Origin of the sequence: Aeromicrobium jepli, assembly GCF_047246605.1 — a bacterium.
Taxonomy (GTDB): domain Bacteria; phylum Actinomycetota; class Actinomycetes; order Propionibacteriales; family Nocardioidaceae; genus Aeromicrobium.
This window is the reverse complement of record NZ_JBFOKO010000006.1, coordinates 15,451-41,907: the sequence shown is the minus strand read 5'-3', so window position 1 is coordinate 41,907 and position 26,457 is coordinate 15,451. Positions and strand designations below refer to the sequence as shown.

Here is a 26,457-nt window from a genome sequence, read left to right as displayed (position 1 = left end):
GTAGGCATGGATTATCGCGTCAAGGACCTGTCCCTCGCCGAGTACGGCCGCAAGGAGATCGAACTCGCCGAGCATGAGATGCCGGGCCTGATGGCCATGCGCGAGCGCTACGGGGACAGCCAGCCGCTGGCGGGCGCCCGGATCGCCGGCTCGCTGCACATGACGATCCAGACCGCGGTCCTCATCGAGACGCTGACGGCGCTGGGCGCCGACGTCCGCTGGGCGACCTGCAACATCTTCTCCACGCAGGACCACGCGGCCGCCGCGGTCGTCGTCGGCAAGGACGGCACGCCCGAGAACCCGCAGGGCACGCCGGTCTTCGCGTGGAAGGGCGAGACCCTCGCCGAGTACTGGGACGAGGCCGAGAAGGTCTTCGACTTCCCCGAGGGCGGCCCCAACGTGCTGCTCGACGACGGCGGCGACATCACGATGCTGCTGCACCTGGGCGTCGAGTACGAGAAGGCCGGCGCCGTCCCGCCGCAGGACAGCACCGACAACGAGGAGTTCAAGGAGGTGCTGCGCGTCCTGGCCCGCTCGCTGGAGACCAAGCCGCAGCACTGGACCAAGATCGCCGAGGGCATCAAGGGCGTCTCGGAGGAGACCACCACCGGCGTGCTCCGCCTCTACGAGCGCTTCAAGGAGGGCACGCTGCTCTTCCCGGCGATCAACGTCAACGACTCGGTCACCAAGAGCAAGTTCGACAACAAGTACGGCTGCCGCCACTCGCTCATCGACGGCATCAACCGCGCCACCGACGTCATGATCGGCGGCAAGGTCGCGGTCGTGTGCGGCTACGGCGACGTGGGCAAGGGCTCGGCCGAGTCGCTGCGCGGCCAGGGCGCCCGCGTCATCGTCACCGAGATCGACCCGATCTGCGCACTGCAGGCCGCGATGGACGGCTACGAGGTCAAGCGCCTCGAGTCGGTCGTCGAGATCGCCGACATCTTCGTCACCACGACGGGCAACTTCGACATCATCCGCGTCGAGCACTTCGAGAAGATGAAGCACCAGGCCATCGTGGGCAACATCGGCCACTTCGACAACGAGATCGACATGGCCGGCCTGGCCAAGATCCCCGGCATCGTCAAGGACGAGATCAAGCCGCAGGTCCACCAGTGGATCTTCCCCGACGGCAAGAAGATCATCGTGCTGTCCGAGGGCCGCCTGCTCAACCTCGGCAACGCCACGGGCCACCCGTCGTTCGTCATGTCGAACTCCTTCACGAACCAGGTCCTCGCGCAGATCGAGCTGTTCACGAAGGCCGACCAGTACGAGCTGGGCGTGCACGTCCTGCCCAAGCACCTCGACGAGGAGGTCGCCCGCCTGCACCTGGACGCCCTCGGCGTCGAGCTGACCGAGCTGTCCAAGGCGCAGGCCGAGTACCTCGGCGTGGACGTGGCCGGCCCGTACAAGTCGGACCACTACCGCTACTGATGTCGCAGCGCCGCCCCAAGCACGATCGCGTGCTCGTCGTCGACGACGACGCCTCGTTGGCCGAGATGCTCGCGATCGTGCTTGAGGGCGAGGGCTTCCGCACCCAGGTCTGCCGCACGGGCGACGCCGTCATGGCGGCGTTCCTGGAGTTCAAGCCCGACGTCGTCCTGCTCGACCGGATGCTGCCCGGCTTGGACGGGATGGCGGTGTGCCGGCAGATCCGCGAGGTCTCCGGCGTGCCGATCATCATGCTGACCGCCAAGGGCGAGACCCGCGACATCGTCGACGGCCTCGAGGTGGGCGCCGACGACTACATCACCAAGCCGTTCCGCAACAGCGAGCTGATCGCGCGGATCAAGGCCCGGCTGCGCCGCAGCGACCCGCTCGGCGCGCGCATCGAGTTCGGCAGCATCGTGCTGGACCCGCAGGCGCACACCGTCACCCGCGACGGCCGGCCGGTGTCGCTGACCCCGCTCGAGTTCGACCTGCTCGCGTGCCTGATCTCGGCGCCCGAGCAGGTCTTCAGCCGCGAGGTGCTGCTGCAGAAGGTGTGGGGCTACCACCACCCCGGCGACACCAAGCTCGTCAACGTCCACATGACCCGGCTGCGCCAGAAGATCGAGGACGACGCGGAGAACCCCCGCGTCATCCGCACCGTGCGCGGCGTCGGCTACCAGGCGATCGACCCGGCGACGGCCTGATGCGCCGGTTGCTCGGCCTGTGGCGGCGCTCGCTGCGCACGCGGGTCGTCATCAACACCGTCGTGCTGAGCACCGCCGTCATCCTCGTCGTGGGGTGGGCACTGCTGCGCGACGTCGCCGGCGGCCTGGCCGACAACCGGCGCGACGCCGCCATCGCCGAGGCGCGCGCGGGCCTGCAGCAGGCGCAGTCCCAGCTCGACGCAGCGGTCGACAGCGAGCCCGCCCCGCAGTCGCCCGCCCTGACCCAGCTCGTGGACTCGCTCGCGGCCACCCGCGGCGAGAACCGCGCCTACGAGCTCGTGCTGCAGGGCCCGCTCACCGGCAGCGGAGGCGTGCCGGTGCGGTCGTCGGGCTCGATCAGCATCGGCGACATCCCCGCCGACCTCGTTCGCCGGGTCGCCTCGGACGACCAGGGCACGTACTGGACCTTCTCCGAGCTGTCGCCGCTGGGCACGAGCGACGAGATCCCCGTCGTCACCGTGGGCGGCCGCGTCACGGCGCCCAGCTCGAACGACCGCTACGCCCTCTACTTCGTCTTCTCGATGGCCGACCAGCAGGAGACGCTCGACCTCGTCCGCAACGCCCTGCTCGCCGGTGCCGTCGTCCTGCTCATCATGGTCTCGCTGGTGGCCGGACTGGTCGCGCGCCAGGTCGTCGAGCCGGTCCGCCTGGCCCGCCGCATCGCCGAGCGGTTCGCCGCGGGCAATCTCGAGCAGCGCATGCACGTCAGGGGCGAGGACGACATCGCCCGCCTGAGCACCTCGTTCAACCAGATGGCCGAGAGCCTGCAGAGCCAGATCCGCCGGCTCGAGAACCTCTCGCGCCTGCAGCAGCGGTTCGTCTCGGACGTCTCCCACGAGCTGCGCACCCCGCTCACCACGGTGCAGATGGCCGGGCAGGTGCTGTTCGAGGCGCGCCAGGGCTTCGACCCGCAGACCGCCCGCGCGGCCGAGCTCCTGCACACCGAGATCGGCCGGTTCGAGGCCCTGCTGTCGGACCTGCTCGACCTCAGCCGGTTCGACGCGGGCGCCGCGACCCTCGAGCTGGACCCGGTCGACCTGGCCGCCATCGCTCGCGCCGCGGCGGCGCACCCGGCGCTCGCCCGCGCCGGCATCGAGGGCCGGGCCCGGGGCGTCGACCAGCCGGCGATGGTGCAGGCCGACATCCGCCGCGTCGACCGCATGGTGCGCAACCTCATCGTCAACGCCGCGCGCTACAGCCGCTCCAGCAAGGTCGACGTCATCGTCACGCAGGCGCCCGACCGGGTCTCGCTGGCCGTCCGCGACTACGGCGTCGGCATGGACGCCGAGCAGGTGCGGCGCGTGTTCGACCGCTTCTGGCGCGGCGACCCGGCCCGCACGCAGGGCGGCACGGGGCTGGGCCTGGCCATCGCCCGCGAGGACGCGGCTCTGCACGGTGGCACCATCGAGGTGTGGTCGCAGCCCCGGCGCGGGACCGAGTTCATCCTCACGCTCCCGCGCGAGCCCGGTGGGCGCGTGTGGTCGCCGGTCGTGAAGTCGGTGTTCACATGAGCCGGCCCTCGCACGCCCGCGCGACGGCCGCCCTGGTCCTCGCGCTCGTCGCAGTGGTCCTGGCCGGCTGCGCCGCGATCCCGACCTCCGGCCCCGTCGAGCGCGTCGAGGACGAGGCCGGCCTGGGCGAGAGCACCGTCCGCTACATGCCGGCGGGCCCGACCCGCGACGCCACCGAGACGCAGATCATCAACGGCTTCCTCGACGCGATGCTGGCGTACCCCGTCACCCACCGCGTCGCCGCCGAGTACCTGACGCCCGAGGCCGCGCAGGAGTGGCGCCCCGGCGACGCGACCACGGTCTACACGCGCGCCGAGGTGTTCTCCGTGTCGGTCGGCTCGGGCTGGATCGACCTCGCCACCGAGTCGCGCCTCGACGCCCAGGGGCGCCTGCGCGGCAGCGGCGGCTCGCAGCGCATCGACATCGAGCTCGAGCGCATCGACGGGCAGTGGCGCATCAGCACGCCGCCCGACGGCGTGCTCGTCAACACGGGCTGGTTCGAGGACTACGTCCGCTCGTTCGACCTGTTCTTCCTCGACGAGAGCGGCAGCCATCTCGTCCCCGTGCCCGTCCACGAGGTCGTCGGCGACCAGCTGGCCACGTCGTTGATGGCGAGCCTCGCGCTCGGGCCGGGCCGCGGCTCGCCGGGACTGACCACCGCGGTGCCCGACGCCTCGACCCTGCGCGCCTCCGTCCCCGTGGTCGACGGCGTCGCCGAGGTCGACTTCTCGGCACCCGTCGGCGAGATGTCGGTGGCCGCCCAGCGGAGACTCTCGGCGCAGGTCGCGTGGACGCTGCGGCAGGTGCCGGTCGTCACGGACGTGCGGATCTCGGGCAGTGGGACCGTCATCGCTCCCTCGGGCGACGCCGTGCAGGACGCGTCCGGGTGGGCGTCGTTCGGGCCCGACAAGTCCCGCCGCTGGGTCTTCGTCACGGCCGGCGGGCGCGTGCACCAGGTGGGGCTGCGCAGCCGCCGCCCCATGCCCGGGACGTGGGGCGACGACGACCAGGACGCCGCCATGGTCACCGCCAGCGAGGATCGCGCGGCGGCGGTGTGGGCCGACCGCGCGCGCGTCTCGTCGGCGACGGGCTCGAATCCCGTCGACATCAGCGGCGACGGCTTCCTGCGTCCGGTCATCGACATCGACCAGAAGACGTGGCTCGTCGACCGACCCGGCGATCGCACGCGGATCCGCGTCCACGACGGCGCGTCGATCGTGCTCGTGCCCGCCACCGGGCTCGACGGGCTCAGCTCGTTCGCCGTCTCGCCGGACGGGGCCCGGTACGCCGCGACGAGCGGTGGGCGCCTGCTCGTCGGCGGGATCGAGCGGCGCGAGGGCCGCATCGTGTCGCTGGCGCGGCCGCGCGTCCTGCGCACGCAGGACCCCGCGCGCCAGGTCGTGTGGGTCGACGGGTCGCGCGTCGCGCACCTCGGGCCGGCGGGCACGCAGGTCCGCTCGGTCCGCATCGACGGCACGGACCCCGTCGACGCCTGGCCCGGCGGCGGGCAGCTGCTGCCCGACATCGAGCCCGTCGGGCTGGTCGCCACCACGGCGGCCCGCTCGGACCTGTACCTGATCGACGCCGAGGGCGAGGTCTGGGTGCTCGACCGCACCCGGTGGGTCCCGGTCGACGTTCCCCAGGCACGCGGCATCGCCTGACGGCCCTCCACAGGTCGCGCGGCGGGACTGCTCCGCGGACTGTTTGGTGGCGACACTGGCCCGATGGGTGAGCTGTGGCGCGCGGCGCTCGACCTCGTGCTCGGCGCGTGCTGCCCGCTGTGCGGCGAGCCCGGCGCCGGAGCGTGCCGACGCTGCGCCACGGCACTCGCGCCCGAGCCGTCGCCCTTCACCCTCGGCGCGTTCGAGGTGGTCGCCGCCGGCACGCACACCGACGCTCGGCGCGACGCGCTGCTGGCCTGGAAGGTCGGGGGAGAGGTGGCGCTCGACGCGCTCATGGCCCACCAGATGGCCGCTGCGGTCCTGGTCCTGCTCGAGGACGGGCCGTCGGTCGGCCTCGTCCCGGTCCCCACGACGCGGCGGTCGCGGCGCGAGCGAGGCCGTGACCTCGTGGCGGACCTGGCCGCCCGCACGGCGACCGTGCTGGCCGAGGTCGGGGTCGGCGCGCGGGTCGAGCGACTGCTGCGACTGACCCGCCAGACCCGCGACCAGCACGCCCTCGACCGGTCCTCGCGGCGGCGCAACCTGGCCGGCAGCATGCGCTCCTCGGAGCCCCCTAGAGGGGTCCCGCTCGTCCTCGTCGACGACGTCGTCACCACCGGCGCGACCCTGCTCGAGGCCGCGCGAGCCGTTTCTCGCTGGGGTCCCGCTGAGGTCCTCGGAGGGGCGGCTCTCGCGGTGGCGAGTCACCCCACTGAGGGCATACGGTCGAGGTAGCCGAGATGGTTCGGGACGCTCGCCACAGAAGGAGACGGACATGGAAATCGTGGTCACCGGTCGCAACAGTGAGATCTCGGAGAGGTTCCGCACCCATGTCGCCGAGAAGCTCCAGCGGATCGAGAAATTCGACGGTCGGCAGCGCATCACCCGGGTCGAGGTCGAGGTGAACCACGAGAAGAACCCGCGCCAGCCCGAGACCGCCGCGCGCGTCGAGATGACGCTGCGCTCGCGAGGTCCGGCCGTCCGCGTCGAGGCCTCCTCGACCGACCAGCACTCCGCGCTCGACGCGGCGGTCGACAAGCTCGAGAACCGCCTGCGCAAGGTCGTCGAGCGCAAGCGCAGCCACCGCGACAAGCACGGGCCCGACTCGATCGAGGCCGCGACCGCGGACCTGCCGGTCGCCGACTTCGAGCAGCGCGACGAGGAGCCCAGCGCCGACGGCGTGCGCAAGGTCGGCCCGCTCGAGGTCCAGGGCGACGGCCCGCTCGTCGTCCGCGAGAAGGAGCACACCTCCGCGGCGATGACGCTCGACCAGGCGCTCTACGAGATGGAGCTGGTCGGTCACGACTTCTATCTGTTCGTGGAGAAGGACTCGATGAAGCCCAGCGTCGTCTACCGTCGCCGGGGCTACGACTACGGCGTCATTCGACTCACGGTGGAGCAGTAGAGGCCGGATCACGTGGCATGATCGTGCCGTGACTGTGAACGGCGACGCCATCCGGGTGCTCCTGGTCGACGACCAGGAGCTCTTCCGACGCGGCGTGACGATGGTCCTCGGGGCCGATGGCGGCTTCGAGATCGAGGACGTCGACGACGGCGACTCCGCGCTGCACCGCATCGCGGAGGAGCCGTTCGACGTCGTCCTGCTCGACGTCCGGATGCCCGGCCGCAGCGGCGTCGAGGTGTGCGCCGCGATCAAGGAGACGTCGCCGACCACCGGCATCATCATGCTCACCGCGAGCGACGACGAGGCCGACCTCTACGAGTCGATCAAGGCCGGCGCGGCGGGCTACCTGCTCAAGGACGGGTCCACGTACGACCAGGTCGCCGAGGCGGTCAAGCTGGTGGCCGCCGGCCAGTCGCTCATCAGCCCCAGCATGGCCACGAAGCTGCTCGACGAGTTCGTGCACATGTCCAAGGGGCCGGCGCCGGCCACCACCCTGACGGCGCGCGAGCTGCAGGTGCTGCGCCTCGTCGCGCACGGCAAGAGCAACCGCGACATCGCCGGCGAGCTGTTCATCAGCGAGAACACGGTCAAGAACCACATCCGCAACATCCTGGAGAAGCTCCAGATGAAGTCGCGGATGGAGGCGGCGATGTACGCCGTCCGCAGCAAGCTCATCGACGACGTGTTGTGACCGCGCGCCTCACGGCGCGACAGGCCCGGCGGATCGCGCTCGCCGCGCAGGGCTTCACGCGCGCGCAGCCGGGTCAGGTCCGCCGCGAGCACGTCGCGCGCGTCGCCCGGCGGCTCGGCTTCTTCCAGATCGACTCGGTCAACGTCCTGCAGCGCGCCCACTACATGCCGCTGTACTCGCGGCTGGGCCCGTACGACACCGACCTGCTGCACCGCGCGGCCGGCCGCGCCCCGCGCCTGCTGTTCGAGTACTGGGCGCACGAGGCGGCCCTGGTGGACGTCGACCTGTGGCCGGCGATGGGCCACCGAATGCGCTCGCGACGCGGCATGTGGGGCGGCCCCGCGCGGGTCGCCGAGGAGCACCCCGAGTTCGTCGAGCGGGTCCGCCGGGAGGTCGCGCTGCTCGGTCCGGTCACGGCCCGCGCCCTCGACGCGCACCTGGGCGGCCCCGAGCGCGAGCGGGACAACTGGGGCTGGAACTGGTCGCGGACCAAGCAGGCGCTGGAGTACCTGTTCCGTGTGGGCGAGGTGACGTCCGCCCGGCGCAACGCCGCGTTCGAGCGCGAGTACGACCTGCCCGAGCGCGTCATCCCGCCCGCCGTCCTGGCGCGCGAGGAGCCCGGCGACGCCGAGGCGCACCTCATCCTGGTCGAGCACGCCGCGCGCGCCCTCGGCGTGGGCACCGCCGCCTGCCTGCGCGACTACTTCCGCATGGCGCCGGCCGAGACGCAGGCCGCGATCGACGGGCTCGTCGCCGACGGCGTCCTCGAGCCCGTGCGGATCGGCGACTGGGACCGCCCCGCCTACCTGCACGCCGAGGCGGTCCGGCCGCGCCGGGTCGAGGCCCGCACGCTGCTGAGCCCGTTCGACCCCCTCGTCTTCGAGCGCACCCGCACCGAGCGGCTCTTCGGCTTCCGCTATCGCATCGAGATCTACGTCCCCGAGGCCCAGCGGGTGCACGGCTACTACGTGCTGCCGTTCCTGCTCGGCGACGCCCTCGTGGCGCGCGTCGACCTCAAGGCCGACCGGCCGGGTCGGCGGCTGCAGGTGCTCGCGGCGTTCGCCGAGGACGGCGCCCCGGACGCCACGGCGGACGAGCTCGCCGCCGAGCTGCGCCGCCTGGCCGGCTGGCTCGGCCTCGACGAGGTGGAGGTCGGCGACCGCGGCGACCTCGCGCCCGCCCTGCGCGCCCGATTCTGAGCCGCGGTCCCGCGATGCGGGCGGCGCAGGCTCGTCACCCGGTGTTCACGCCAGGGGGCCTAGGATGATCGGGTGCCGAAGATCATCGACAAGATCCTGAGCGCTGGCGAGGGCAAGATCCTCAAGCGTCTCGACCGCATCGCCGACCAGGTCAACGCCCTCAGCGATGAGTTCGCGGCCCTGACCGACGAGCAGCTGCGCGCCATGACCGACGAGTTCCGTGAGCGGCTCGACGGCGGCGAGACCCTCGACGACCTGCTGCCCGAGGCGTTCGCCACGGTCCGCGAGGCCGCGACGCGCGTCCTGGGCCAGCGGCACTTCGACGTGCAGATCCTCGGTGGCGCCGCGCTGCACCTGGGCAACATCGCCGAGATGAAGACCGGTGAGGGCAAGACCCTCGTCGCGACCCTGCCGTCGTACCTCAACGCGCTGTCGGGCAAGGGCGTCCACGTCGTCACGGTCAACGACTACCTGGCCAAGTACCAGTCCGAGATGATGGGCCGCGTCCACCACTTCCTCGGCCTCACGGTCGGCGTCGTGGTCGCGGGCCAGACGCCCGCGCAGCGCCGCGAGGCCTACGCCGCGGACATCACGTACGGCACCAACAACGAGTTCGGCTTCGACTACCTGCGCGACAACATGGCCGACTCGCTCGACGAGTGCGTCCAGCGCGGCCACAACTTCGCGATCGTGGACGAGGTCGACTCGATCCTCATCGACGAGGCGCGCACCCCGCTGATCATCTCGGGCCCCACCGAGGACGAGGTCAAGTGGTACGCCGAGTTCGCCCGCATGGTCGACGCGATGCGCATCGACGAGCACTACGAGGTCGACGAGAAGAAGCGCACCGTCGCCGTCACCGAGAAGGCGATCGACGTCGTCGAGGACCAGCTCGGCATCGCGAACCTCTACGACGCGGTCAACACGCCGCTCATCGGCTTCCTGAACAACGCCGTCAAGGCCAAGGAGCTGTTCAAGCGCGACAAGGACTACGTCGTCCTCGACGGCGAGGTGCTGATCGTCGACGAGCACACCGGCCGCCTGCTCGAGGGCCGCCGCTACAACGAGGGCCTGCACCAGGCGATCGAGGCCAAGGAGGGCGTGCGCATCCGCGAGGAGTACCAGACCCTCGCCACGATCACGCTGCAGAACTACTTCCGCCTCTACGACAAGCTCTCGGGCATGACCGGCACGGCCATGACCGAGGCGGCCGAGTTCGACAAGACCTACAAGCTGGGCGTCGTCCCGATCCGCACCAACAAGCCGGTGCAGCGCGTCGACCTGCCCGACCTCGTCTACCGCACTGAGGACGCCAAGTTCAACGCCGTCGTCGACGACATCGCGGAGCGCCACGAGAAGGGCCAGCCGGTCCTGGTCGGCACCACGAGCGTCGCCAAGAGCGAGCGGCTGGCCAAGCAGCTCAAGAAGCGCGGCATCGCGCACGAGGTGCTCAACGCCAAGCAGCACGAGCGCGAGGCCGCGATCGTCGCCCGCGCCGGTCACCGCGGCGCCGTCACGGTCGCCACCAACATGGCCGGCCGCGGCACCGACATCATGCTCGGCGGCAGCGTCGACTTCCTGGCCGACGCCGAGCTGCGCAGCAAGGGCCTCGATCCCGTCGAGACGCCCGAGGAGTACGACGCCGCCTGGCCCGAGACGGTCGAGCGCATCGAGAAGCAGGTGGCCGCCGAGAAGGAGGAGGTCATCGCCGCCGGCGGCCTCGCCGTGATCGGCACCGAGCGCCACGAGTCGCGCCGCATCGACAACCAGCTGCGCGGCCGCTCCGGCCGTCAGGGCGACCCGGGCTCCACGCGCTTCTACCTCTCGCTCGAGGACGACCTGATGCGCCTGTTCAAGGGCGAGTGGGTCAACTGGATCCTGCAGACGATGAAGATCCCCGACGACGTGCCGATCGAGAACAAGCGCGTCACGAAGTCGATCGCGTCGGCGCAGGGCCTGGTCGAGGCGCAGAACTTCGAGACCCGCAAGAACATCCTCAAGTACGACGACGTCATGAGCGCCCAGCGCGAGGTCGTCTACGCGCAGCGCCGCCGCGTGCTCGAGGGCGAGGACCTCGAGCCGCGGATCCGCCAGATGATCGAGGACGTCACGGGCGCCTACGTCACCGCGGCCACCGAGGGCTACCCGACGTCGTGGGAGCTGGACAAGCTCTGGACCGCGCTCGGCACGCTCTACCCGATCTCGCTCGACCACGAGCAGGTCGTCGAGGAGGCCGGCGGTCTCGAGCGCATCGACCAGGCCACGCTGCGCCGCCTCGTCGTCGAGGACGCCCTGGCGGCGTACGACAAGCGCGAGGCCGAGCTGGGCGAGGAGGTCGCCCGTGAGCTCGAGCGCCGCGTGCTGCTGAGCGTGCTCGACCGCAAGTGGCGCGAGCACCTCTACGAGATGGACTACCTGCGCGAGGGCATCGGCCTGCGTGCCTACAGCCAGCGCGACCCGCTGGTCGAGTACCAGCGCGAGGGCTACGACCTGTTCAACGCGATGATGGAGGGCATCTCCGAGGAGACCGTCGGCTTCCTGTTCAACCTCAGCGTCGAGGTCGAGGTCGAGTCCGACGACGCCGACGAGGCGCCGCAGATCATGGCCAAGGGCCTCGAGCCGGACACGACGCCGAAGCAGCTGGCCTACTCCGCCCCGTCGGAGGACGGCTCCGCGATGGCGGTGGGCGACACCCTCGTCGAGGAGGACGAGGACCAGCCCGACGCCAACGAGGTCGCGCGCCAGAACAAGGCCAAGGAGGCCGCTCGCCGCAAGGCGAAGGCCGCGAAGGCCTCGCGCAAGAAGAACCGCTGACGCAGGACACGCACGCAGGGCCCGCCGGGACGTCCCGGCGGGCCCTGTGCGCGTCCTAGGCCCACTCGGCGGCCGTGCACTGCCACGTCGGGCGGCCCTGCGGGTCCCGGCCGCGCTGCAGGCGCACCGCGATCGCGTGCGAGCGGCCCTGGTGCACCATTCGGGCCGCGATCTCGGCGCCCGCCTCGCCCACCATCGCGATGTGCAGCGACACCACGCGGGGGCTGCGCCGCGGACCGGCGAACCGGGCCGTGACGTGCTCCTGGAGCTGCTCGTAGACGCTGCGGCTGAGCCACGGTCCGAGCTGGCGCACGGGGCGCGCGCCCGTGATGACCTCGGCGAGCGCCTGGGTGAACCGCGCGCAGCGGTGGCGCAGCTGGCCGGCGTCGCCGCGCTCGACGGGGACCGGCAGCAGCGGCGGTGACGGTGGGAAGGGCAGCGGCGCCTGGCGCGGAGCGAACGGGTCGGTGGCGAGGGCGGTGGCGGTGATCATGATGCTCCTGGCGGGACGAGGCGCTGGCCGGGCTGGATGAGGTCGGGGTCGGGGCCGATGACGTCGCGGTTCGCGGCGTGCCACCGGACCACCGCGGTGGCGAGGTCGGCGTCGGAGGCGCCGGGGGAGCGGTCCCGCACGATCGACCAGAGGCTCTCGCCGGGGGCGACGACGTGCGCCCGTGGCGGGGACGCCTGGGTGGTCGTGGCCGGGAGCGCCGGGGCGGTCGTGGTGACCGGCAGCTCGGGCAGTGGCAGCCCGTCGAGGGCGCCCACGGGCGCCGGCGATCGCGCATGGGCGGGGGCGACCGTCGCGGCCACCACGCCGCCGACCAGCACGGCGCGCAGCAGCGGAGGACCGAGCCGGGCCGCGGTGCGCGGATCGACGAGCGCCACCAGCAGGCCGAGCGCCCACCAGGCCGCCCACGTGCCCAGGATGCCCAGCAGGGACAGGCGCAGCGCGGCGTCCAGGGTCAGGTCGGACAGGTCGAGCACGAGATCCCCCGATCGCATGGCGTGACGCCCGATGTAGTCATTTGACGTCACCTGACGTTCGATGACGCTCAGCGAACTGCACAAAGCGCTGGGCCGTCAACCCCACGACCACGACCCTGTGCACGACGCGGCCGACCGCCTACCGTGTGGGCATGCGCTGGGACCGACTGTTCGCCGAGCTCGAGTCCGCCACGCTCGACGAGCTCGCCGACGAGCGCGACGCACTCGCGGAGGACCTGCGCGACGAGCAGTGGGCGTCCCTGTCGTGGCGGGACCTGCTGGGCGATCCCCACGTGCGCCTCGACGTGGCGGGCCTCGGAGAGGTCGGCGGCCGCGTCGTCGGGGCCGGCGACGTCATCGTGGTGGAGGACGCGGGCCGCCGGGTCGTCGTGCTGCCGGAGGCCGTGCTCGCGGTGAGCGGCTCCGACGGCCGCGCCGCGAGCGTGCCGGCGCTGTCACGCACGCGTCGTCAGCTGGCGCGGGCGCTGCGCGACGAGGCGGGCCCCGTGCGCGTCGTGCGGACGGACGGCACGGCGGTCGACGGGAGGGTCGTGGCGGTCGGGGCCGACTTCGTCCAGGTGGCCGTGGGGCAGCGGCGGGTCAGTCTGCCGTGGGAGTCGATCGCCGCTCTGGTCGAGCGTTGACCGACTCCTGCGCCAGTGACTGCTCGGCGCGTTCGTACTGGCGCTGGATGTAGTCGTCCAGGGCGCTGGCCTCGATGCGCCACATCTTGCGGCCGCCCACCTGGAAGCCGCGCAGCTCGCCGGACTTGAGCAGGCCCCACACGACGCGGACGTCCACCTTGAGCGTCTCGGCGACGTCGGTCGCGGTGAGGAACTGGTGCTCGGCGGCCATGACGCCCATTCTCACACGCGCCGCCGACGAGGAGTCGCAGGTCACGCCCGGACTGTGGACGAACGGTGGTGGGCTGTCGGCGGCAGGCCGTATGACTGTCCCCATGCATGTCACGGGGGGTGACGCGCCGGCGCCTGCGCCTGCCCGGCGGATCTCGACGTCCAGATGGCGCAATCCTCGACTCGTCCTCGGCGTCGCGCTGGTGCTCGGCTCCGCCGTGCTCGGCGGCTGGCTGCTGGCCACGGCGCGCGGCACGACGGACTACTGGCTCGTGCGCGCCGACGTCCGCGCCGGTGATCCCGTGCAGGCCACGGACCTGTCGGTCGTCGAGGGACGCCTGGACGGCGCCGGCTCGGACGCCCTCATCGCGGTGGCCGAGGGACGCCCCGACGGCGTCTGGGCGCGTGACCTGGCGGCCGGGATGCTGCCCTCCCGGGACGCCGTGACGACCCGGATCGACCGCGGACGCGAGCTGCCGCTGCCCGTCGAGGCCGGCTCCTCGCCGCCGGACCTGTCGCCCGGCGAGCGGGTGGACGTGTGGGCCGGGCCCGGGGACGACGGGGCCGTCGCCGGGCTGTCCGCGCGACGGGTGCTGACGTCGGTCGACGTGCTCTCGGTGTCGCGTCCCGACGGCACGGGGCTGCGCACGGTCGTGGTGGACACCGGCCGCGTCGGGCCTCCCGGCGACGTCGTGGCCGCCTCGCGCGGCCAGCTGACCTTGGTGCGCGTCCCGTGAGCGAGGTCGTGCGCGTCGCGGTCGCGGCGTGCGGAGCCTATTGGGAGGCCGCGGCGCTGGCCGAGATCGAGCGCGACCCGGGACTGAGGCTCGTGCGCCGCTGCGTCGACGTGGCCGACCTGCTGGCCACCGCCGCCACGCACCGGCTCGACGCCGCCCTCCTCGCGGTCGGCGCACCCGGCCTCGACGGGGGCGTCGTGGAGCGGCTGATCGACCTCGGGGTGCGTCCCTGTGCGGTCGAGGCCGACGGGCGGCACCTCGGCATCGAGCACGTCGCGCACCTCGGGCGACTGTCCGACGTCGGCACGACGCCCGTTCCCGCGCGCGAGCGTGGCGGCGAGCCCGGCCGGCTCGTGGCGGTGTGGGGTCCCACGGGGGCACCGGGGCGCAGCAGCCTCGCGGTGTCCGTGGCGGCGGCCGCCGCGGCGCGCGGGCACCGGACGGCGCTCGTGGACGCCGACGCCTACGGCGGCTCGATCAGCCAGCTGCTCGGCGTTCTCGACGAGGTCAGCGGAGTGATGGCCGCGTGCCGCGACGTCAACCGCGGCCATCCCGACGGGATCGCCGGGCACCTGCTCTCGATCGGCCCGGCCTGGCACGTGCTGACGGGCGTCCCGCGTGCCGACATGTGGCACCACCTGCGGCCCGACGCGCTCGAGACCGTGCTGCGGACCCTGCGCCGCGACCACGACCTCGTGGTGGTCGACTGCGGCTTCGGCGTGGACGCGGGTCCCGGCAGCGGGCCGTCGCGCGACCAGGTGACCCGGCGGCTGCTGGACGTCGCCGACGAGGTCCTCGCGGTCGGCCGCGTCGACCCGGTCGGGCTGGCGCGGTTCGTGCGGGCGGTCAGCGACGCCGAGCCCTGGCCTCGCCCGCCGCGCCTTGTCCTGAACGGCTTCCGCGCCTCGCTGGGGTGGACCGAGCGCGAGGTCGCCGCCACGGTGCGCGACCTCACCGGGCACACGCCGTGGGCGTTCCTCCCGCACGACGCGGCGGGGCACGACCTGGCGCTCATGTCGGGGCGTCCGCTGCGCGAGGTCGCTCCCACCTCCGGCTACGTGTCGCGGGTCGAGCGGCTCGCCGCCGACCTGGTGCCGGCCGGATGAGCCGCTGGTCAGTCCAGCAGGTAGCGGCCCCGGCCGATGGTCTCGTAGATCGCGGCGATCTCCGTGCCGAGCTCGATCGCCCCGCCGATGAAGACCGCCACCAGGGCTCCGCGCGCCGCCCACGCGCCGACGCGCCGCGCGTCCGGATGCGCGGCGGCACGCCGGGTCAGCCACCAGCCCAGCGCGAACACCGGAACGAGGAAGAACAGCGGGAACACCCAGGGCGCCAGCCCCACCCAGGCGGCCGGGCTGCACATGAGCCACGAGCCCTCCCGGGTCGCGCCGTCGACCAGCGGTGCCATCACCATGAGGAACAGGCACGGGACCGCGAGCGAGAGCCCGATGGCCGCCCACGTGGGCTCGAGCAGGGTGAAGTCGGGACCGTCCTCGTGGACCATCGTGGCGCCGACCATGACGGTGCCGCCCACGACGGTGCTCAGCCACCGGAACCACGGCGGTCCCAGGGTCAGCCCGCGCAGGCCTACATGGATGCCGGCGCCCAGCACGCCCAGCACCGTGCCGATGAGGAACAGGTTCAGCGTGCCCGACAGCGTGACCTCGCCCATCGGGAAGCCGTCGCTCGTGATGACGCCGTGGTCCTCGCGGTTGAGGTCCGCCAGCAGTCCCATGAAGAGTCGTCCGCCCACGCCGCCGACCAACAGGCCCAGCACGGCACCCACGCAGGACGCGACGGCCAGGCGGCGCGCCGCCGGCAGGACGGCGGGCAGCCAGCCGGCTCTCCGCTGCGTGACGGGGGGACGAACGGTCATCGGGGGGCCTCCAGCTCGTTCGGGGAAGGATGGCATGACTCAGGCCCGCCCGTCGAGGACTGGCGCGCGCGAACCGAGAGCCGGCGATGACGTCGGCTGATACGTTTCTGGGCTACGGTCGTAACCGGACCGCAGCGACGACAGCAAGGCGAGGCATGCAACGACTGAGCCCCCTCGACGCGATGTTCCTCCACCAGGACCATCCCGAGACGCCGCGGCAGGTCGCGTCACTGGCGATCCTCGAGTCCGGCGAGCGGCCCCTCGACTACGACCGCCTCATCCAGGTCATCAACGAGCGCATCGACCTCGTGCCCCGCTACCGCCAGGTGCCCCGCCGGATCCCCGGCGGCATCGGCATGCCGGTCTGGGTCGACGACGACCACTTCGACCTGTCCCTGCACGTGCGGCGCTCGGCGCTGCCGCGACCGGGTGGCCGCGACGCGTTGCACGACCTCGTGGGCCGGCTGATCGCGCGACGGCTCGACCACGCGCGGCCGCTGTGGGAGCTGTACCTCATCGAGGGCCTCGAGGGCGGCGAGCTCGCGCTGCTGTTCAAGTCCCACCAGGCGCTCGTCGACGGCTCGCACACGGTCGACCTCGCCCAGGTGCTGCTCGAGGAGACCCAGCGCGACCGCGAGATCCCGCACGAGGAGTGGACGCCGCGCGCCAGGCCCGGAGCCGTCGACCTGGTGTCCGAGTCCGTGCGCTCCCAGCTGGGCCGCCCGGCCGAGCTGCTGTGGAACGCCGAGTACCAGTGGAACAGGGTCGCGTCCAAGCTGCCCGCCCTCGGCCCCGACCCGACCTCGCACGGTCCGCTCACCACCACGCTGTCCCGGCACCGCCGGTTCACCACGGTCAGTGCTCCGCTCGACGCGTTCCGGCGCGTGCGCGACGAGCACGGCGGCACGATCAACGACGTCATCCTCGCCGTCATCGCCGGCGGCCTGCGCGGCTGGATGCTGACCCGCGCCGAGCCCGTCACGGCCAAGACCAGCTTCCGGGCGCTCGTGCCGATGTCGATCGCGCGTGACGCGTCCGAGGCGAGCGGCCTGCCCACCTCGCTCGGCCCGCTCGTGCGCGGCCTCATGCTGACGCTGCCGGTGGGGGAGGCCAACGCGGTCGTGCGGCTGCACCAGGTCTCGTACGCGCTCAAGGGGCACCGCGAGATGGGCTCGGCCGTCGCGGCCAACAAGCTCAGCAGCCTGCCCGGCTTCGCGACGTCCACGTTCCACGCCGTCGGCGCGCGCGTCGCCGCCGACGAGGCCGGCCGGCCGTACCACCTGGTGATCACCAACGTCCCCGGCCCGCAGGACCCCGTCTACATGGCGGGCCAGCAGCTCAAGGAGATCTTCCCGGCGATCCCGCTCACGGGGCACCGCGCGCTCTCGATCGGCGTCACGTCCTACGACGGGCACGTGTACTTCGGCGTCGTCGCGGACCGCGAGGCCGTGCCCGACGCCGACGTCCTCGCCCAGTGCATCCGGGAGGCGTTGGAGGAGCTCACCGAGACCATCGGGCCCCGGCGCACGCGGGCCCCACGCGGAAGGAAGCGTCCATGATCCGGGTCTACGCGCCGGCCGGAGCCGAGCACCTGCGCTTGCTGGCGGACGACCGCCCGCTCGAGCTCGAGGTCGTCACCGCGGCGTCCGAGGACGAGGAGGACGAGTACGACGCCCTGCTCACGGCGGCCGAGCAGGGAGCCGTCGTCGTCACGGCCGAGGTCGACGCCGAGGCCGCGCCGATCCGGCCGCAGGACGTGCGCTCGTTCCACGTGGACGCGGACGGCAGCGGGGACCTGGCCTGGTACGCACCGCAGGAGCTCGACCAGGTCATCGCGCTGCTCGAGGCGCGCGGCTGAGTCAGCCCCGCCAGTCGTGGTCCGTCCGCGACGTCGAGGCGCGGGAACCGCTCGGCGAGCGCCGACCGAGGCGACCGTGGGGGTGTGGGCGCGCTCGGCGATCCAGCCGGCGACACGCGGATCGCGCTCCACCGCGTCCGTGACGCCGTGGAGCGTAGACGCAGCGAGGACCGCCCCGAGGGGCGGTCCTCACGTGGTCCGGGCGTCAGAGGCGCGTCGTGCCGAACTGCACCTCTTCGCGCAGGGAGGCCGAGATCGCCTTGGCCACCTCGGGCTCGATGCGCTTGCCGATGAGCGGCAGCGAGACCTTCACGTCGCCGTCGAGCGTCATGACGGTCGAGGCCCCGGAGGCGGAGATCGTCGAGGTGCCCTTCATGCGCGCCGGCTGTCCGTGCACGTCCACCGTCACGTCGGCGGTGCGGGCTCCGGAAGCGTCCGCCGGGCCCCACCTCTCGACCTGCGTCACGGTGACCGCGTCGCCGGTGAGCTTCTTGATGAAGTCGGGCATGTCGGACTCCATGGTCCGCTCGATCGTCACGACGGTCGTGTCGCCCTCGGTGGTGACCGAGACGTCGTAGTCGCGCGCGCCCTGGTGGCGGCACGACTCCTCGCGGAACGTCGGGTCGCTCACGAGCGCGAAGACCTGGTCGGGGGAGGCGGGGTACTCGTACCGCTCGGAGAGCTTCACGCGTTCTCCTCCTCGGTGGGGGTGCTGGCGGCCGAGCCGAGGCCCTTGAGCTCGGCGAGCCGGGCCTCGATCTCGAGCTGGCCCGAGTCTGCCTCGAGCTCGGCGAACTGCGCGTCGAGGCTGGAGGAGGCGAGCTCCTGCTGACCCACGACGTTCGCCTCGAGGCGGCGGACGCGGTCCTCGTAGCGGCTGAGCTCGCTCGTGGGATCGAGGATGTCGATCGACTTGATCGCGTCGTTGACCTGCGACTGCGCCTCGGCGGTGCGGTGGCGGGCCACCAGCTCGTCGCGCTTGGACTGCAGCTCGGTGAGCTTGCCGCGCATGCCGACCAGGCCGGTCTTGAGCTTCTCGACGACCTCGCTCTGCTGGGCGATCATCGGGGCGGCGGCCTTGGCCTCGTTCTCGGCCTGGATCTGCTTGCCGAGGGCGACCTTGGCGAGCTGGTCGTAGCGGTCGGCCTCGCCGGGCTGGCCCGCGGCGCGCAGCTGGTCGGCCCTGCTGGAGGCCGCGAGCGCCTTGGCGCCCCACTCCTTCGCGGCGGCGACGTCCTCGGCGTGGTCGGCCTCGGCCAGGCGCAGGTTGCCGATCGTCTGGGCGACGGCCTGCTCGGCCTCGGCGATCGAGTTCGTGTAGTCGCGCACCATCTGGTCGAGCATCTTCTGCGGGTCCTCGGCCTTGTCGAGCAGCGCGTTGACGTTCGCCTTCGTCAGCTGGGCGATGCGTCCGAGGATGGACTGTTTCTGTGCCATGTTCTTTCCTCTGCAGATCGGCGACCGTGGTGCGGCCCTCACCCGCTCGATCATGGTCCACCCCGCAAAGGGGTCGCAACTCACGGGGGAGAGGGCAAAACGACAGCGGTGTCATTAGCACAGACCAACCTTCAAGTTCGGGTTTAAGTTCACATCGGCGTGTCGCTCGCGTACGATGCGACCCATGCGTCGTTTGGGACTGGTGGGATTCGTCTGCCTGATCACCCTCGCCGGTCTCACCGCCGTGGGTGCTCCGGCGCAGGCGTTCTCGGTGATCTGCACCGGCAAGACCAAGACCCAGGTCGCGAAGTGCGACACCTCCGGCTACGCCGCCGTGATGGACAAGATGCACTGGCGCATGTACGGCGGGCACAACTGCACGAACTACGCCGCCTACCGGATGCAGAGGGCCGGAGTCCCCGAGCCGCGCATCCTCATGGGCAACGCCCGCGACTGGCACACGAACGCCAAGAAGCTCGGCTACGCCGTCGACTCCCGGCCCGCCGTCGGCGCGATCGCGCAGTGGTCGAAGGCCGCCAGTCACGTCGCGTACGTCGAGGAGGTCGGCAGCGGCTACCTCGTCCTGTCCGAGGACAGCTACACCTCCAAGACGTACCGCCGGTACAAGGTCAACACGGGCGCCTCCTGGTACCCCGAGCGCTTCATCCACTTCAAGGACGTCGCGTCGCCGGACGCCGCGCCGACCCCGCCGCCCGCACAGCCGGCCAAGGCGCGAGCCACCGTCACCGTGACCGGCCCCGCGAAGGTCAGCACGCGCATCGCGCCGACCGTGACGGTCAAGGTCGCCACCTCCGACGGCGCCGTGCCGTCCGGCCAGCTGCGCATCCGCCGCGGCGGGGTGACCGTCAAGTCCGTGTACCTGACCGCCGCGAAGCGCGGCACCGCGACCGTGGCCATCCCGCGGATGAAGCTGGGGAAGCAGTGGATCTCGGCCGTGTTCGAGGGCAGCTCGACCGTCCTCGCCGGGACGAGCCCCACGATCAAGGTCACCGTCACCAAGCCACCCAAGGTCGTGTCGTCCACGACCACCGTGTCGCCGCCGGCCACGCTCGACCACGGCCAGCGCCCCACCGTCCCCGTCGTCGTGAAGTCGGCCGACGGCCGCTCCATGACGAACAAGGTCTCGGTCTACGTCGACGGGAAGCTCGTCGCCGCGCCGAAGGTCACGGCCCGGAACAAGGGACGCGTGAGCGTGCGCCTGCCGGCCCTGCTGCCGGGCAGCCACACGATCCGCGCGACGTACTGGGGCAGCAAGCCCGTCAAGCGCTCGCTGTCGAAGACCGCCCGGTTCACCGTCGTGGAGCCCACGAGCGTCACCGCGACCGTGCCGGCGCCCACCGTCCGCATGACGGAGGCCAGCGTCAGGGCGACGGTGAGCACGCCTCGTGGCGTCGCCCCGACGGCCGGCCGCGTGGACGTGCTGGTCGACGGGGTCAAGGCCGCCTCGGCGACGCTGACCGCCGCCAACCGCGGCACCGTGACGATCCCGCTGACGGGCCTGGAGCCCGGCACGCGCCGGATCGCGGTCGCCTACGCCGGCACCGCGGCGCAGAAGCCGTCCACCGGCCCCGAGCAGACCGTCACGGTCACGGAGGGGACGGTCACCGGACTCGCGGTTCCCGCCTCCGTGAAGTCCAGTGCGCGGGCGCGCATCACCGTCTCGGTCCTCACGAGCCGCAAGGCACCCGTCACGACCGGATCGGTGCGCATCCTCGACGGCTCGAAGGTCGTCGCGACGCGCGCCCTGACGGCCGCGGACAACGGCAAGGTCGTCATCGAGCTGCCCCGCCTGGCCGCCGGGACGCACCAGCTGACGGCGTCGTTCGGCGGCGCGGGCGTGCTGGAGCCGTCCGCCAGCGTCGTGCGCGCGCTGAAGGTCACCTCCTAGGCGGTTCGGGGCACGCGGCGAGACACGTAGGCTGGGGGGCATGCCTGTGGACTCCGTGTATCCCCGCCTCGAGCCCCTGCTGGCGGGCGTCTCGAAGCCGATCCAGTACATCGGCGGCGAGCTCAACTCGACCGTCAAGGACTGGGACGAGGCCGACGTCCGGTGGGCCCTCATGTACCCCGACGCGTACGAGGTCGGCCTGCCCAACCAGGGCGTCCAGATCCTCTACGAGGTCCTCAACGAGCGCGACGGCATCCTCGCCGAGCGCACGTACGCGGTCATGCCCGACATGGAGGCCGTCCTGCGTGAGCACGGCATCCCGCAGTTCACGGTCGACGCGCACCGTCCCGTCGGCGCCTTCGACCTGTTCGGCCTGAGCTTCTCGACCGAGCTCGGCTACACGAACATGCTCACCGCGCTCGACCTGGCGGGCATCCCGCTGCACGCCGTCGACCGCGACGACACGCACCCGATCGTCCTCGCCGGCGGCCACAGCGCGTTCAACCCCGAGCCGATCGCCGACTTCGTCGACGCCGCCGTGATGGGCGACGGCGAGGAGGTCGTGCTCGCGATCAGCGAGGTCGTGCGCGAGTGGAAGGCCGAGGGCCGTCCCGGCGGACGCGACGAGGTGCTCGCGCGGCTGGCCGCGTCCGGCGGCGTCTACGTCCCCAAGTTCTACGACGTGACGTACCGCCCCGACGGCCAGATCGCGGCCGTCACGCCGAACCGACCCGGCGTCCCGCAGCGCGTCGCGAAGCACACGCTCATGGACCTCGACAGCTGGCCGTACCCGAAGAAGCCGCTCGTGCCGCTGGCCGAGACCGTCCACGAGCGCTTCAGCGTCGAGATCTTCCGCGGCTGCACGCGCGGCTGCCGCTTCTGCCAGGCGGGGATGATCACGCGCCCCGTCCGCGAGCGCTCGATCCAGACGATCGGCCAGATGGTCGACAACGGCCTCAAGCAGTCCGGCTTCGAGGAGGTCGGCCTGCTGAGCCTGTCCAGCGCCGACCACTCCGAGATCGGCGAGGTCGCCAAGCAGCTCGGCGACCGGTACGAGGGCACCAACACCTCGCTGTCGCTGCCCTCGACGCGCGTCGACGCCTTCAACATCACCCTGGCCAACGAGTTCAGCCGCAACGGCCGCCGCTCGGGCCTGACGTTCGCCCCCGAGGGCGGCAGCGACCGCATGCGCAAGGTCATCAACAAGATGGTCAGCGAGGACGACCTCATCCGCACCGTCGCCGCCGCGTTCTCGCACGGCTGGCGCCAGGTGAAGCTCTACTTCATGTGCGGCCTGCCCACCGAGACCGACGAGGACGTCCTGCAGATCGGCGAGCTGGCCAAGCGCGTCATCGACACGGGCCGCGAGGTCTCGGGCCGCCGTGACATCCGCTGCACCGTCTCGATCGGCGGCTTCGTGCCCAAGCCGCACACGCCGTTCCAGTGGGCCTCGCAGCTCGACCACGAGACCACCGACGAGCGCCTGCGCAAGCTGCGCGCCTCGGTCCAGTCCGACAAGCGCTACGGCCGCGCCATCGGCTTCCGCTACCACGACGGCAAGCCCGGCATCGTCGAGGGACTGCTGTCGCGAGGCGACCGTCGCGTCGGCGGCGTCATCGAGGCCGTGTGGCGCGACGGCGGCCGCTTCGACGGCTGGAGCGAGCACTTCAGCTACGACCGCTGGGCGCAGAAGTCGGCCGAGGTGCTCGAGCCGCAGGGCGTCGACCTCGACTGGTTCACCACGCGCGAGCGCGACCACGACGAGGTCCTGCCGTGGGACCACATGGACTCCGGCCTGGACCGCGAGTGGCTGTGGGAGGACTGGCAGGACGCCGTCGATCCCGAGGGCGCCGTCGAGGTCGAGGACTGCCGCTGGACCCCGTGCTTCGACTGCGGCGTGTGCCCGCAGATGGACCTCGACATCCAGATCGGCCCCACGGGCAAGAAGCTCCTGCCCCTGTCGGTGGTCTGACGTGGCGCGCATCGAGCGGTCCACCGCCCTCGCGCTCGCGACCGGCGCGGCCTCGGTCGTCCCGCTGTGGCGCGCGCCCCGCGCGGTCCGGGCGGCGGTCGTCGCCGGCGCCGGGATCGCGGCGGGCGCCGCGACGTTCGTGGGCGCCCGCGTGCCCGAGGCCTTCGGCGGCTCGCACGATCCCGTGCCCGTCCGGCCTGCGGCCGCGGTCGCCGTCGCGGCGGGCGGCCTGATGGCGGCGGCGACGGTCGCGGGCATCGCCCTCGACCGGTCGGGCGAGCGCCTGCTCGTGCGCCGCGGCGTCCGTCACCCGCGGCTCGTCCTCGGCGTCGCCGGGGCGGCCCTGTCCTGGCTCGCCGACGCGGCGGAGCGGCGCGGCGCCTAGCGGCGCAGCGTGTCCTCGAGCGTGGCCGGCCGGCTGATCACCGCGCCGGCGATCGCGATGACCGCCGAGGAGCAGATGAGCGCGATGAGGGCCGGGGTCCACGACCCCGTCGCGTCGTGCAGCGCCCCGACGCCGAACGGCCCGAGCCCGGCCAGCAGGTAGCCGGCGCCCTGTGTCACGAGCGAGAGCGCGGTCGTCGCGGCGGGCGTCCGCGTGCGGCGGCCGATCATCGCGAGGGTCCACGTGAACGCGGCGCCGCCGATGCCCAGCAGCACCGACCACAGGACGGGCTGTCCCGCGGGGGCGAGCAGCAGTCCCAGCCAGCCGGCCGAGCTCACGAGGCCGAAGGCGATGGGCAGGATCGGCCGGTCGCCCGTGCGCGTCATGAGCCACGGCAGGGCGAGCGTGAGGGGGATGCCGACGCCGGCCACGAGGCCGAGCAGGACGCCGGCCTGCTCCTGGCTCACGCCGCCGTCGACGAGGATCTCGGTGTACCAGCCGAACTGCACGTACGCGGCGGCGGACTGCGCGCCGAAGCACAGGACCATGGCCCACGTCAGCCGCGACCGGACGACCTGCGCGAGCGGGAGGCGGTCGCCTCCCGACGGGTCGGTGTGGACGTCGTGCCCCAGCAGCGTGAGCCAGGGCAGGGCCGTGACGACGGCGAGCGCGGCCCAGGCCGCCAGCCCCGGCCGCCAGCCGCCGAGGGCGTCGCCGAGCGGCACCGTGGTGGCCGACGAGAGGGTGGCGCCGGCCATCAGGGCCGCGCCGTAGAGCGCGCTGATCAGCGGCACGCGGTCGGGGAAGTGCAGCTTGGCCAGCGGCGGCAGGATGACGTTGCCGACCGCCGCGCCGGCCAGGCCGATCGCCGTGGCCACGAGGAACAGGCCCGTGCCGTGCGCGAAGGTGCGCAGGACCAGCCCGAACGTCAGCACGCCGAGCAGGGCCACGGTCGTGAGGTGCAGGCCGAGCCGGCGCACGATGCCGCCCGAGCCGAAGCCGACGACGGCGAAGCACAGCACGGGCAGCGTGGTCAGCACGCCGGCCGTCGTGGACGACATGTCGAGCTCGCTGCGCACGGCCGGCAGCACGGCGCCCAGGCTCGCGACGATGACGCGCAGGTTGAGTGCGAGCAGGACGATCGCGGCGCCGACGAGCCACCGCCCGCGCGGCGAGGGGACGGTGGCGTCGGTCTCGGAGGGCACGCTCCATCCACTCACATCGGTCACGCGCGTCCCTCCGGGGGTCGGCAGGTCAGCGCGGCGTCGCGAAGTTCTGGACCCAGTAGACCTGGTAGGTCGAGGCCGTGTTGGTCGCCTTGCCGACACCCAGCTCGGTGTAGGTCCCGTTCATGATGTTGCGGCAGTGCCCGGGGCTGGCGAGCCATCCGTCCATGACCTCGGCGGCCGTGCGCTGGCCGGCGGCGATGTTCTCGCCCACGGCGCTCCACGCGTAGCCCTGACGGGTGACGCGGTCGGCGACGGAGGAGTCGTCCCGGCCGGTGTGGCTGAAGTAGTCGGCGGCGGCCATGTCGGTGGCGTGGCCCTGGGCGGCGGCGTTGAGGCGCGAGTCCAGGGTCAGGGGCCTCACGGCGCGGTACGTGCTCGAGCCGCAGGTGCGCGAGGTCGAGCGCGCCCGGTTCACCAGGGCGAGGATCTCGTTCGCGGTGGCCGACGTGGTCGCGGGCGCGCTCACCGCGACGCGCTTGACCTTGGTGACCGCGCCCTTGCGCGTGCCGGTGGCCTTGACGTGGACGCGCACCCGGTGCGTCGTGCCGGCGGAGCCCGCGCTCAGGCGCAGGACGGCGTTGCCGTACTTCGACGAGCGGACCTGCGTGGCGTTGATCCAGCGGCCGCCGGCGTAGCGCTGCAGCACGACGGTGCGCTTCGCGCTGGCGCGGCCGCCGCTGGTGACCTTGACGACGAACCGGACGGTGCTCCCGGCGGTCGCGTTCTGCGTGGTGGTGCTCCATCCCCGGGCCTGGGTCGAGGTCTTCGAGGCGGCCTGCGCCGGCGCGGAGCCGACCGCGACCGCGGCGGCCGTGAGCAGGACGAACAGGGCGCGCATCGGGCGGAGTGTGGTGGATCGAGTGTGAGTCATGAAAGACCCCCTTTCACTCAGATCACAACGGTAACAGGGGTCACCGCGGCCTCGCAGGCGTCGACGTAGGCTGGACCGGTGACGACAGACGGCAGCACGACGCTCGAGGGCACCCCGAACCCCGAGGCGCCCAACCCCCAGTTGCCCATCGTGCAGAAGCTGCGCATCCGCTACGCCAAGCGCGGCCGCATGCGGTTCACGAGTCACCGGGACTTCGGCCGCGCGTTCGAGCGGGCGATCCGCCGCGCCGCCCTGCCGATCGGCTACTCCTCGGGCTACACGCCGCACCCCAAGATCTCGTACGCCGGCGCCTCGCCCACGGGGGCCGCGAGCGAGGCGGAGTTCCTCGAGATCGGCCTGACCCGCCCGATGGAGCCGGCCGACGTCCGCGCCGCGCTGGACGTGGCGCTCCCGCCCGGCCTCGACGTCGTCGACGTGGTCGTGTCGCCCGGCGGCGCGCTGGCCGACCTGCTGCAGGCGAGCCGCTGGCTGATCGAGCTGCCCGAGGTCTCCCGTGAGGCCGCGCAGGCCTCGGTCGAGACGTTCCTGGCCCGCGAGGAGGTGCTGGTCGAGCGCATGACGAAGCGCGGCCTGCGCACCTTCGACTGCCGCGCCGCCGTGGTGCGGCTCGACGTCGACGAGCAGGCCGGATCGGACGGGTGTGCGATACTGGACCTGGTCGTACGCCATGACACCCCGTCGGTACGACCGGACGACGTGATCTCCGGACTGCGCACCCTGTGCGGCCTGCCGATCGAGAAGGCGCCCCTGGCGACCCGCTCGGACCAAGGGCCGCTGGATGAGCGGACCGGTGTGGTCGGCGATCCACTCGCCTCCGACCGCGACGCACCCTGACGGGTGCTGACCGCGGCGGGTCGGGCGGCTCGCCACGTGACAGGCCGAAG

At 72.5% G+C, this 26,457-nt stretch carries 26 protein-coding genes; 18 read left to right on the top strand and 8 right to left on the bottom strand.

The annotated features are described in order from the left end of the window. Positions 1 to 6 precede the first annotated feature (6 nt). The 9 genes from ahcY to secA all read left to right on the top strand — a co-directional run bounded on the left by ahcY (position 7) and on the right by secA (position 11,437). Positions 7 to 1,434, top strand: coding sequence for an adenosylhomocysteinase (ahcY, locus tag AB3M81_RS12400; RefSeq protein ID WP_412904223.1), 1,428 nt, complete (start codon positions 7 to 9; stop codon positions 1,432 to 1,434). Continuing rightward, positions 1,434 to 2,135, top strand: a complete 702-nt coding sequence (mtrA, locus tag AB3M81_RS12395) for an MtrAB system response regulator MtrA (RefSeq protein ID WP_412904222.1) — start codon at positions 1,434 to 1,436, stop codon at positions 2,133 to 2,135. Before ahcY ends, mtrA begins: the two co-directional genes overlap by 1 nt. After that, entirely contained in the window at positions 2,135 to 3,667 is a 1,533-nt protein-coding gene (gene mtrB, locus AB3M81_RS12390; RefSeq protein WP_412904221.1) for an MtrAB system histidine kinase MtrB, read from the top strand. Before mtrA ends, mtrB begins: the two co-directional genes overlap by 1 nt. Next, positions 3,664 to 5,328, top strand: a complete 1,665-nt coding sequence (locus tag AB3M81_RS12385) for an LpqB family beta-propeller domain-containing protein (protein ID WP_412904220.1) — start codon at positions 3,664 to 3,666, stop codon at positions 5,326 to 5,328. The genes mtrB and AB3M81_RS12385 overlap by 4 nt, the downstream gene beginning before the upstream one ends. 63 nt (positions 5,329 to 5,391) lie before the next feature. Beyond that, positions 5,392 to 6,063 (top strand): ComF family protein, encoded by a 672-nt coding sequence (locus AB3M81_RS12380; RefSeq protein ID WP_412904219.1) that lies wholly within the window; start codon positions 5,392 to 5,394, stop codon positions 6,061 to 6,063. Positions 6,064 to 6,103: 40 nt separating this feature from the next. Beyond that, positions 6,104 to 6,733, top strand: coding sequence for a ribosome hibernation-promoting factor, HPF/YfiA family (gene hpf / locus AB3M81_RS12375; protein WP_412904218.1), 630 nt, complete (start codon positions 6,104 to 6,106; stop codon positions 6,731 to 6,733). A gap of 28 nt (positions 6,734 to 6,761) precedes the next feature. Continuing rightward, on the top strand, positions 6,762 to 7,424 hold the full coding sequence (locus tag AB3M81_RS12370; protein WP_412904217.1) for a response regulator: 663 nt from the start codon (positions 6,762 to 6,764) through the stop codon (positions 7,422 to 7,424). Continuing rightward, on the top strand, positions 7,421 to 8,623 hold the full coding sequence (locus AB3M81_RS12365; RefSeq protein WP_412904216.1) for a winged helix-turn-helix domain-containing protein: 1,203 nt from the start codon (positions 7,421 to 7,423) through the stop codon (positions 8,621 to 8,623). The genes AB3M81_RS12370 and AB3M81_RS12365 overlap by 4 nt, the downstream gene beginning before the upstream one ends. Positions 8,624 to 8,695: 72 nt before the next feature. Then, positions 8,696 to 11,437 carry a preprotein translocase subunit SecA gene (gene secA / locus AB3M81_RS12360; RefSeq protein WP_489671975.1) on the top strand — a complete coding sequence of 914 codons (2,742 nt, stop codon included), beginning with the start codon at positions 8,696 to 8,698 and terminating at the stop codon, positions 11,435 to 11,437. Between the two features lie 55 nt (positions 11,438 to 11,492). Here the strand turns inward: secA and AB3M81_RS12355 are convergent, their stop codons facing one another. Beyond that, a complete protein-coding gene (locus AB3M81_RS12355; protein WP_412904215.1) occupies positions 11,493 to 11,930 on the bottom strand; it encodes an Rv3235 family protein in 438 nt (145 codons plus the stop codon). After that, entirely contained in the window at positions 11,927 to 12,442 is a 516-nt protein-coding gene (locus AB3M81_RS12350; protein ID WP_412904214.1) for a LysM peptidoglycan-binding domain-containing protein, read from the bottom strand. Before AB3M81_RS12350 ends, AB3M81_RS12355 begins: the two co-directional genes overlap by 4 nt. A gap of 134 nt (positions 12,443 to 12,576) precedes the next feature. On the opposite strand from AB3M81_RS12350, the gene AB3M81_RS12345 reads away from it, so the two are divergent. Further along, on the top strand, positions 12,577 to 13,068 hold the full coding sequence (locus AB3M81_RS12345; RefSeq protein ID WP_412904213.1) for a cupin domain-containing protein: 492 nt from the start codon (positions 12,577 to 12,579) through the stop codon (positions 13,066 to 13,068). Here the strand turns inward: AB3M81_RS12345 and AB3M81_RS12340 are convergent. Further along, positions 13,025 to 13,279 (bottom strand): helix-turn-helix domain-containing protein, encoded by a 255-nt coding sequence (locus tag AB3M81_RS12340; protein WP_412904212.1) that lies wholly within the window; start codon positions 13,277 to 13,279, stop codon positions 13,025 to 13,027. The genes AB3M81_RS12345 and AB3M81_RS12340 overlap by 44 nt on opposite strands. 103 nt (positions 13,280 to 13,382) lie before the next feature. Between AB3M81_RS12340 and AB3M81_RS12335 the strand changes: the two genes are divergently transcribed. Then, positions 13,383 to 14,015: a hypothetical protein gene (locus AB3M81_RS12335; protein WP_412904211.1), complete on the top strand. Its 633-nt coding sequence runs from the start codon at positions 13,383 to 13,385 to the stop codon at positions 14,013 to 14,015. Continuing rightward, complete coding sequence (locus AB3M81_RS12330; RefSeq protein WP_412904210.1) at positions 14,012 to 15,121, top strand: CpaE/TadZ family protein; 1,110 nt, start codon at positions 14,012 to 14,014, stop codon at positions 15,119 to 15,121. Before AB3M81_RS12335 ends, AB3M81_RS12330 begins: the two co-directional genes overlap by 4 nt. 8 nt (positions 15,122 to 15,129) lie before the next feature. Here the strand turns inward: AB3M81_RS12330 and AB3M81_RS12325 are convergent, their stop codons facing one another. Next, the gene (locus tag AB3M81_RS12325) at positions 15,130 to 15,891 is read right to left on the bottom strand and encodes a hypothetical protein (RefSeq protein ID WP_412904209.1); all 762 of its coding nucleotides are present in this window, start codon (positions 15,889 to 15,891) and stop codon (positions 15,130 to 15,132) included. A gap of 155 nt (positions 15,892 to 16,046) precedes the next feature. On the opposite strand from AB3M81_RS12325, the gene AB3M81_RS12320 reads away from it, so the two are divergent. Further along, the gene (locus AB3M81_RS12320; protein WP_412904208.1) at positions 16,047 to 17,450 is read left to right on the top strand and encodes a WS/DGAT/MGAT family O-acyltransferase; all 1,404 of its coding nucleotides are present in this window, start codon (positions 16,047 to 16,049) and stop codon (positions 17,448 to 17,450) included. Further along, positions 17,447 to 17,749: a hypothetical protein gene (locus AB3M81_RS12315; RefSeq protein WP_412904207.1), complete on the top strand. Its 303-nt coding sequence runs from the start codon at positions 17,447 to 17,449 to the stop codon at positions 17,747 to 17,749. Before AB3M81_RS12320 ends, AB3M81_RS12315 begins: the two co-directional genes overlap by 4 nt. A 205-nt stretch (positions 17,750 to 17,954) precedes the next feature. On the opposite strand, the gene AB3M81_RS12310 is transcribed toward AB3M81_RS12315, so the two are convergent. Together AB3M81_RS12310 and AB3M81_RS12305 are read right to left on the bottom strand one after the other, a co-directional pair. After that, positions 17,955 to 18,437 (bottom strand): DUF2505 domain-containing protein, encoded by a 483-nt coding sequence (locus tag AB3M81_RS12310; protein WP_412904206.1) that lies wholly within the window; start codon positions 18,435 to 18,437, stop codon positions 17,955 to 17,957. Next, entirely contained in the window at positions 18,434 to 19,186 is a 753-nt protein-coding gene (locus AB3M81_RS12305) for a PspA/IM30 family protein (RefSeq protein WP_412904205.1), read from the bottom strand. The genes AB3M81_RS12310 and AB3M81_RS12305 overlap by 4 nt, the downstream gene beginning before the upstream one ends. Before the next feature lie 184 nt (positions 19,187 to 19,370). Here AB3M81_RS12305 and AB3M81_RS12300 point away from each other — a divergent pair, with 184 nt between their 5' ends. From AB3M81_RS12300 to AB3M81_RS12290, 3 genes are read left to right on the top strand one after another with little or no spacing between them, the layout of a single operon-like run. Then, entirely contained in the window at positions 19,371 to 21,095 is a 1,725-nt protein-coding gene (locus tag AB3M81_RS12300) for an Ig-like domain repeat protein (RefSeq protein ID WP_412904204.1), read from the top strand. Between the two features lie 40 nt (positions 21,096 to 21,135). Further along, positions 21,136 to 23,067 carry a TIGR03960 family B12-binding radical SAM protein gene (locus AB3M81_RS12295; RefSeq protein WP_412904203.1) on the top strand — a complete coding sequence of 644 codons (1,932 nt, stop codon included), beginning with the start codon at positions 21,136 to 21,138 and terminating at the stop codon, positions 23,065 to 23,067. A gap of 1 nt (position 23,068) precedes the next feature. Further along, entirely contained in the window at positions 23,069 to 23,452 is a 384-nt protein-coding gene (locus AB3M81_RS12290; RefSeq protein ID WP_412904202.1) for a hypothetical protein, read from the top strand. On the opposite strand, the gene AB3M81_RS12285 is transcribed toward AB3M81_RS12290, so the two are convergent. After that, positions 23,449 to 24,657, bottom strand: coding sequence for an MFS transporter (locus AB3M81_RS12285; RefSeq protein WP_412904201.1), 1,209 nt, complete (start codon positions 24,655 to 24,657; stop codon positions 23,449 to 23,451). The two genes, AB3M81_RS12290 and AB3M81_RS12285, sit on opposite strands and share 4 nt — an antisense overlap. Before the next feature lie 49 nt (positions 24,658 to 24,706). Further along, positions 24,707 to 25,519: a CAP domain-containing protein gene (locus tag AB3M81_RS12280; protein ID WP_412904200.1), complete on the bottom strand. Its 813-nt coding sequence runs from the start codon at positions 25,517 to 25,519 to the stop codon at positions 24,707 to 24,709. A gap of 111 nt (positions 25,520 to 25,630) precedes the next feature. Between AB3M81_RS12280 and AB3M81_RS12275 the strand changes: the two genes are divergently transcribed. Next, positions 25,631 to 26,407, top strand: a complete 777-nt coding sequence (locus AB3M81_RS12275; RefSeq protein WP_412904199.1) for a TIGR03936 family radical SAM-associated protein — start codon at positions 25,631 to 25,633, stop codon at positions 26,405 to 26,407. Positions 26,408 to 26,457 lie beyond the last annotated feature (50 nt).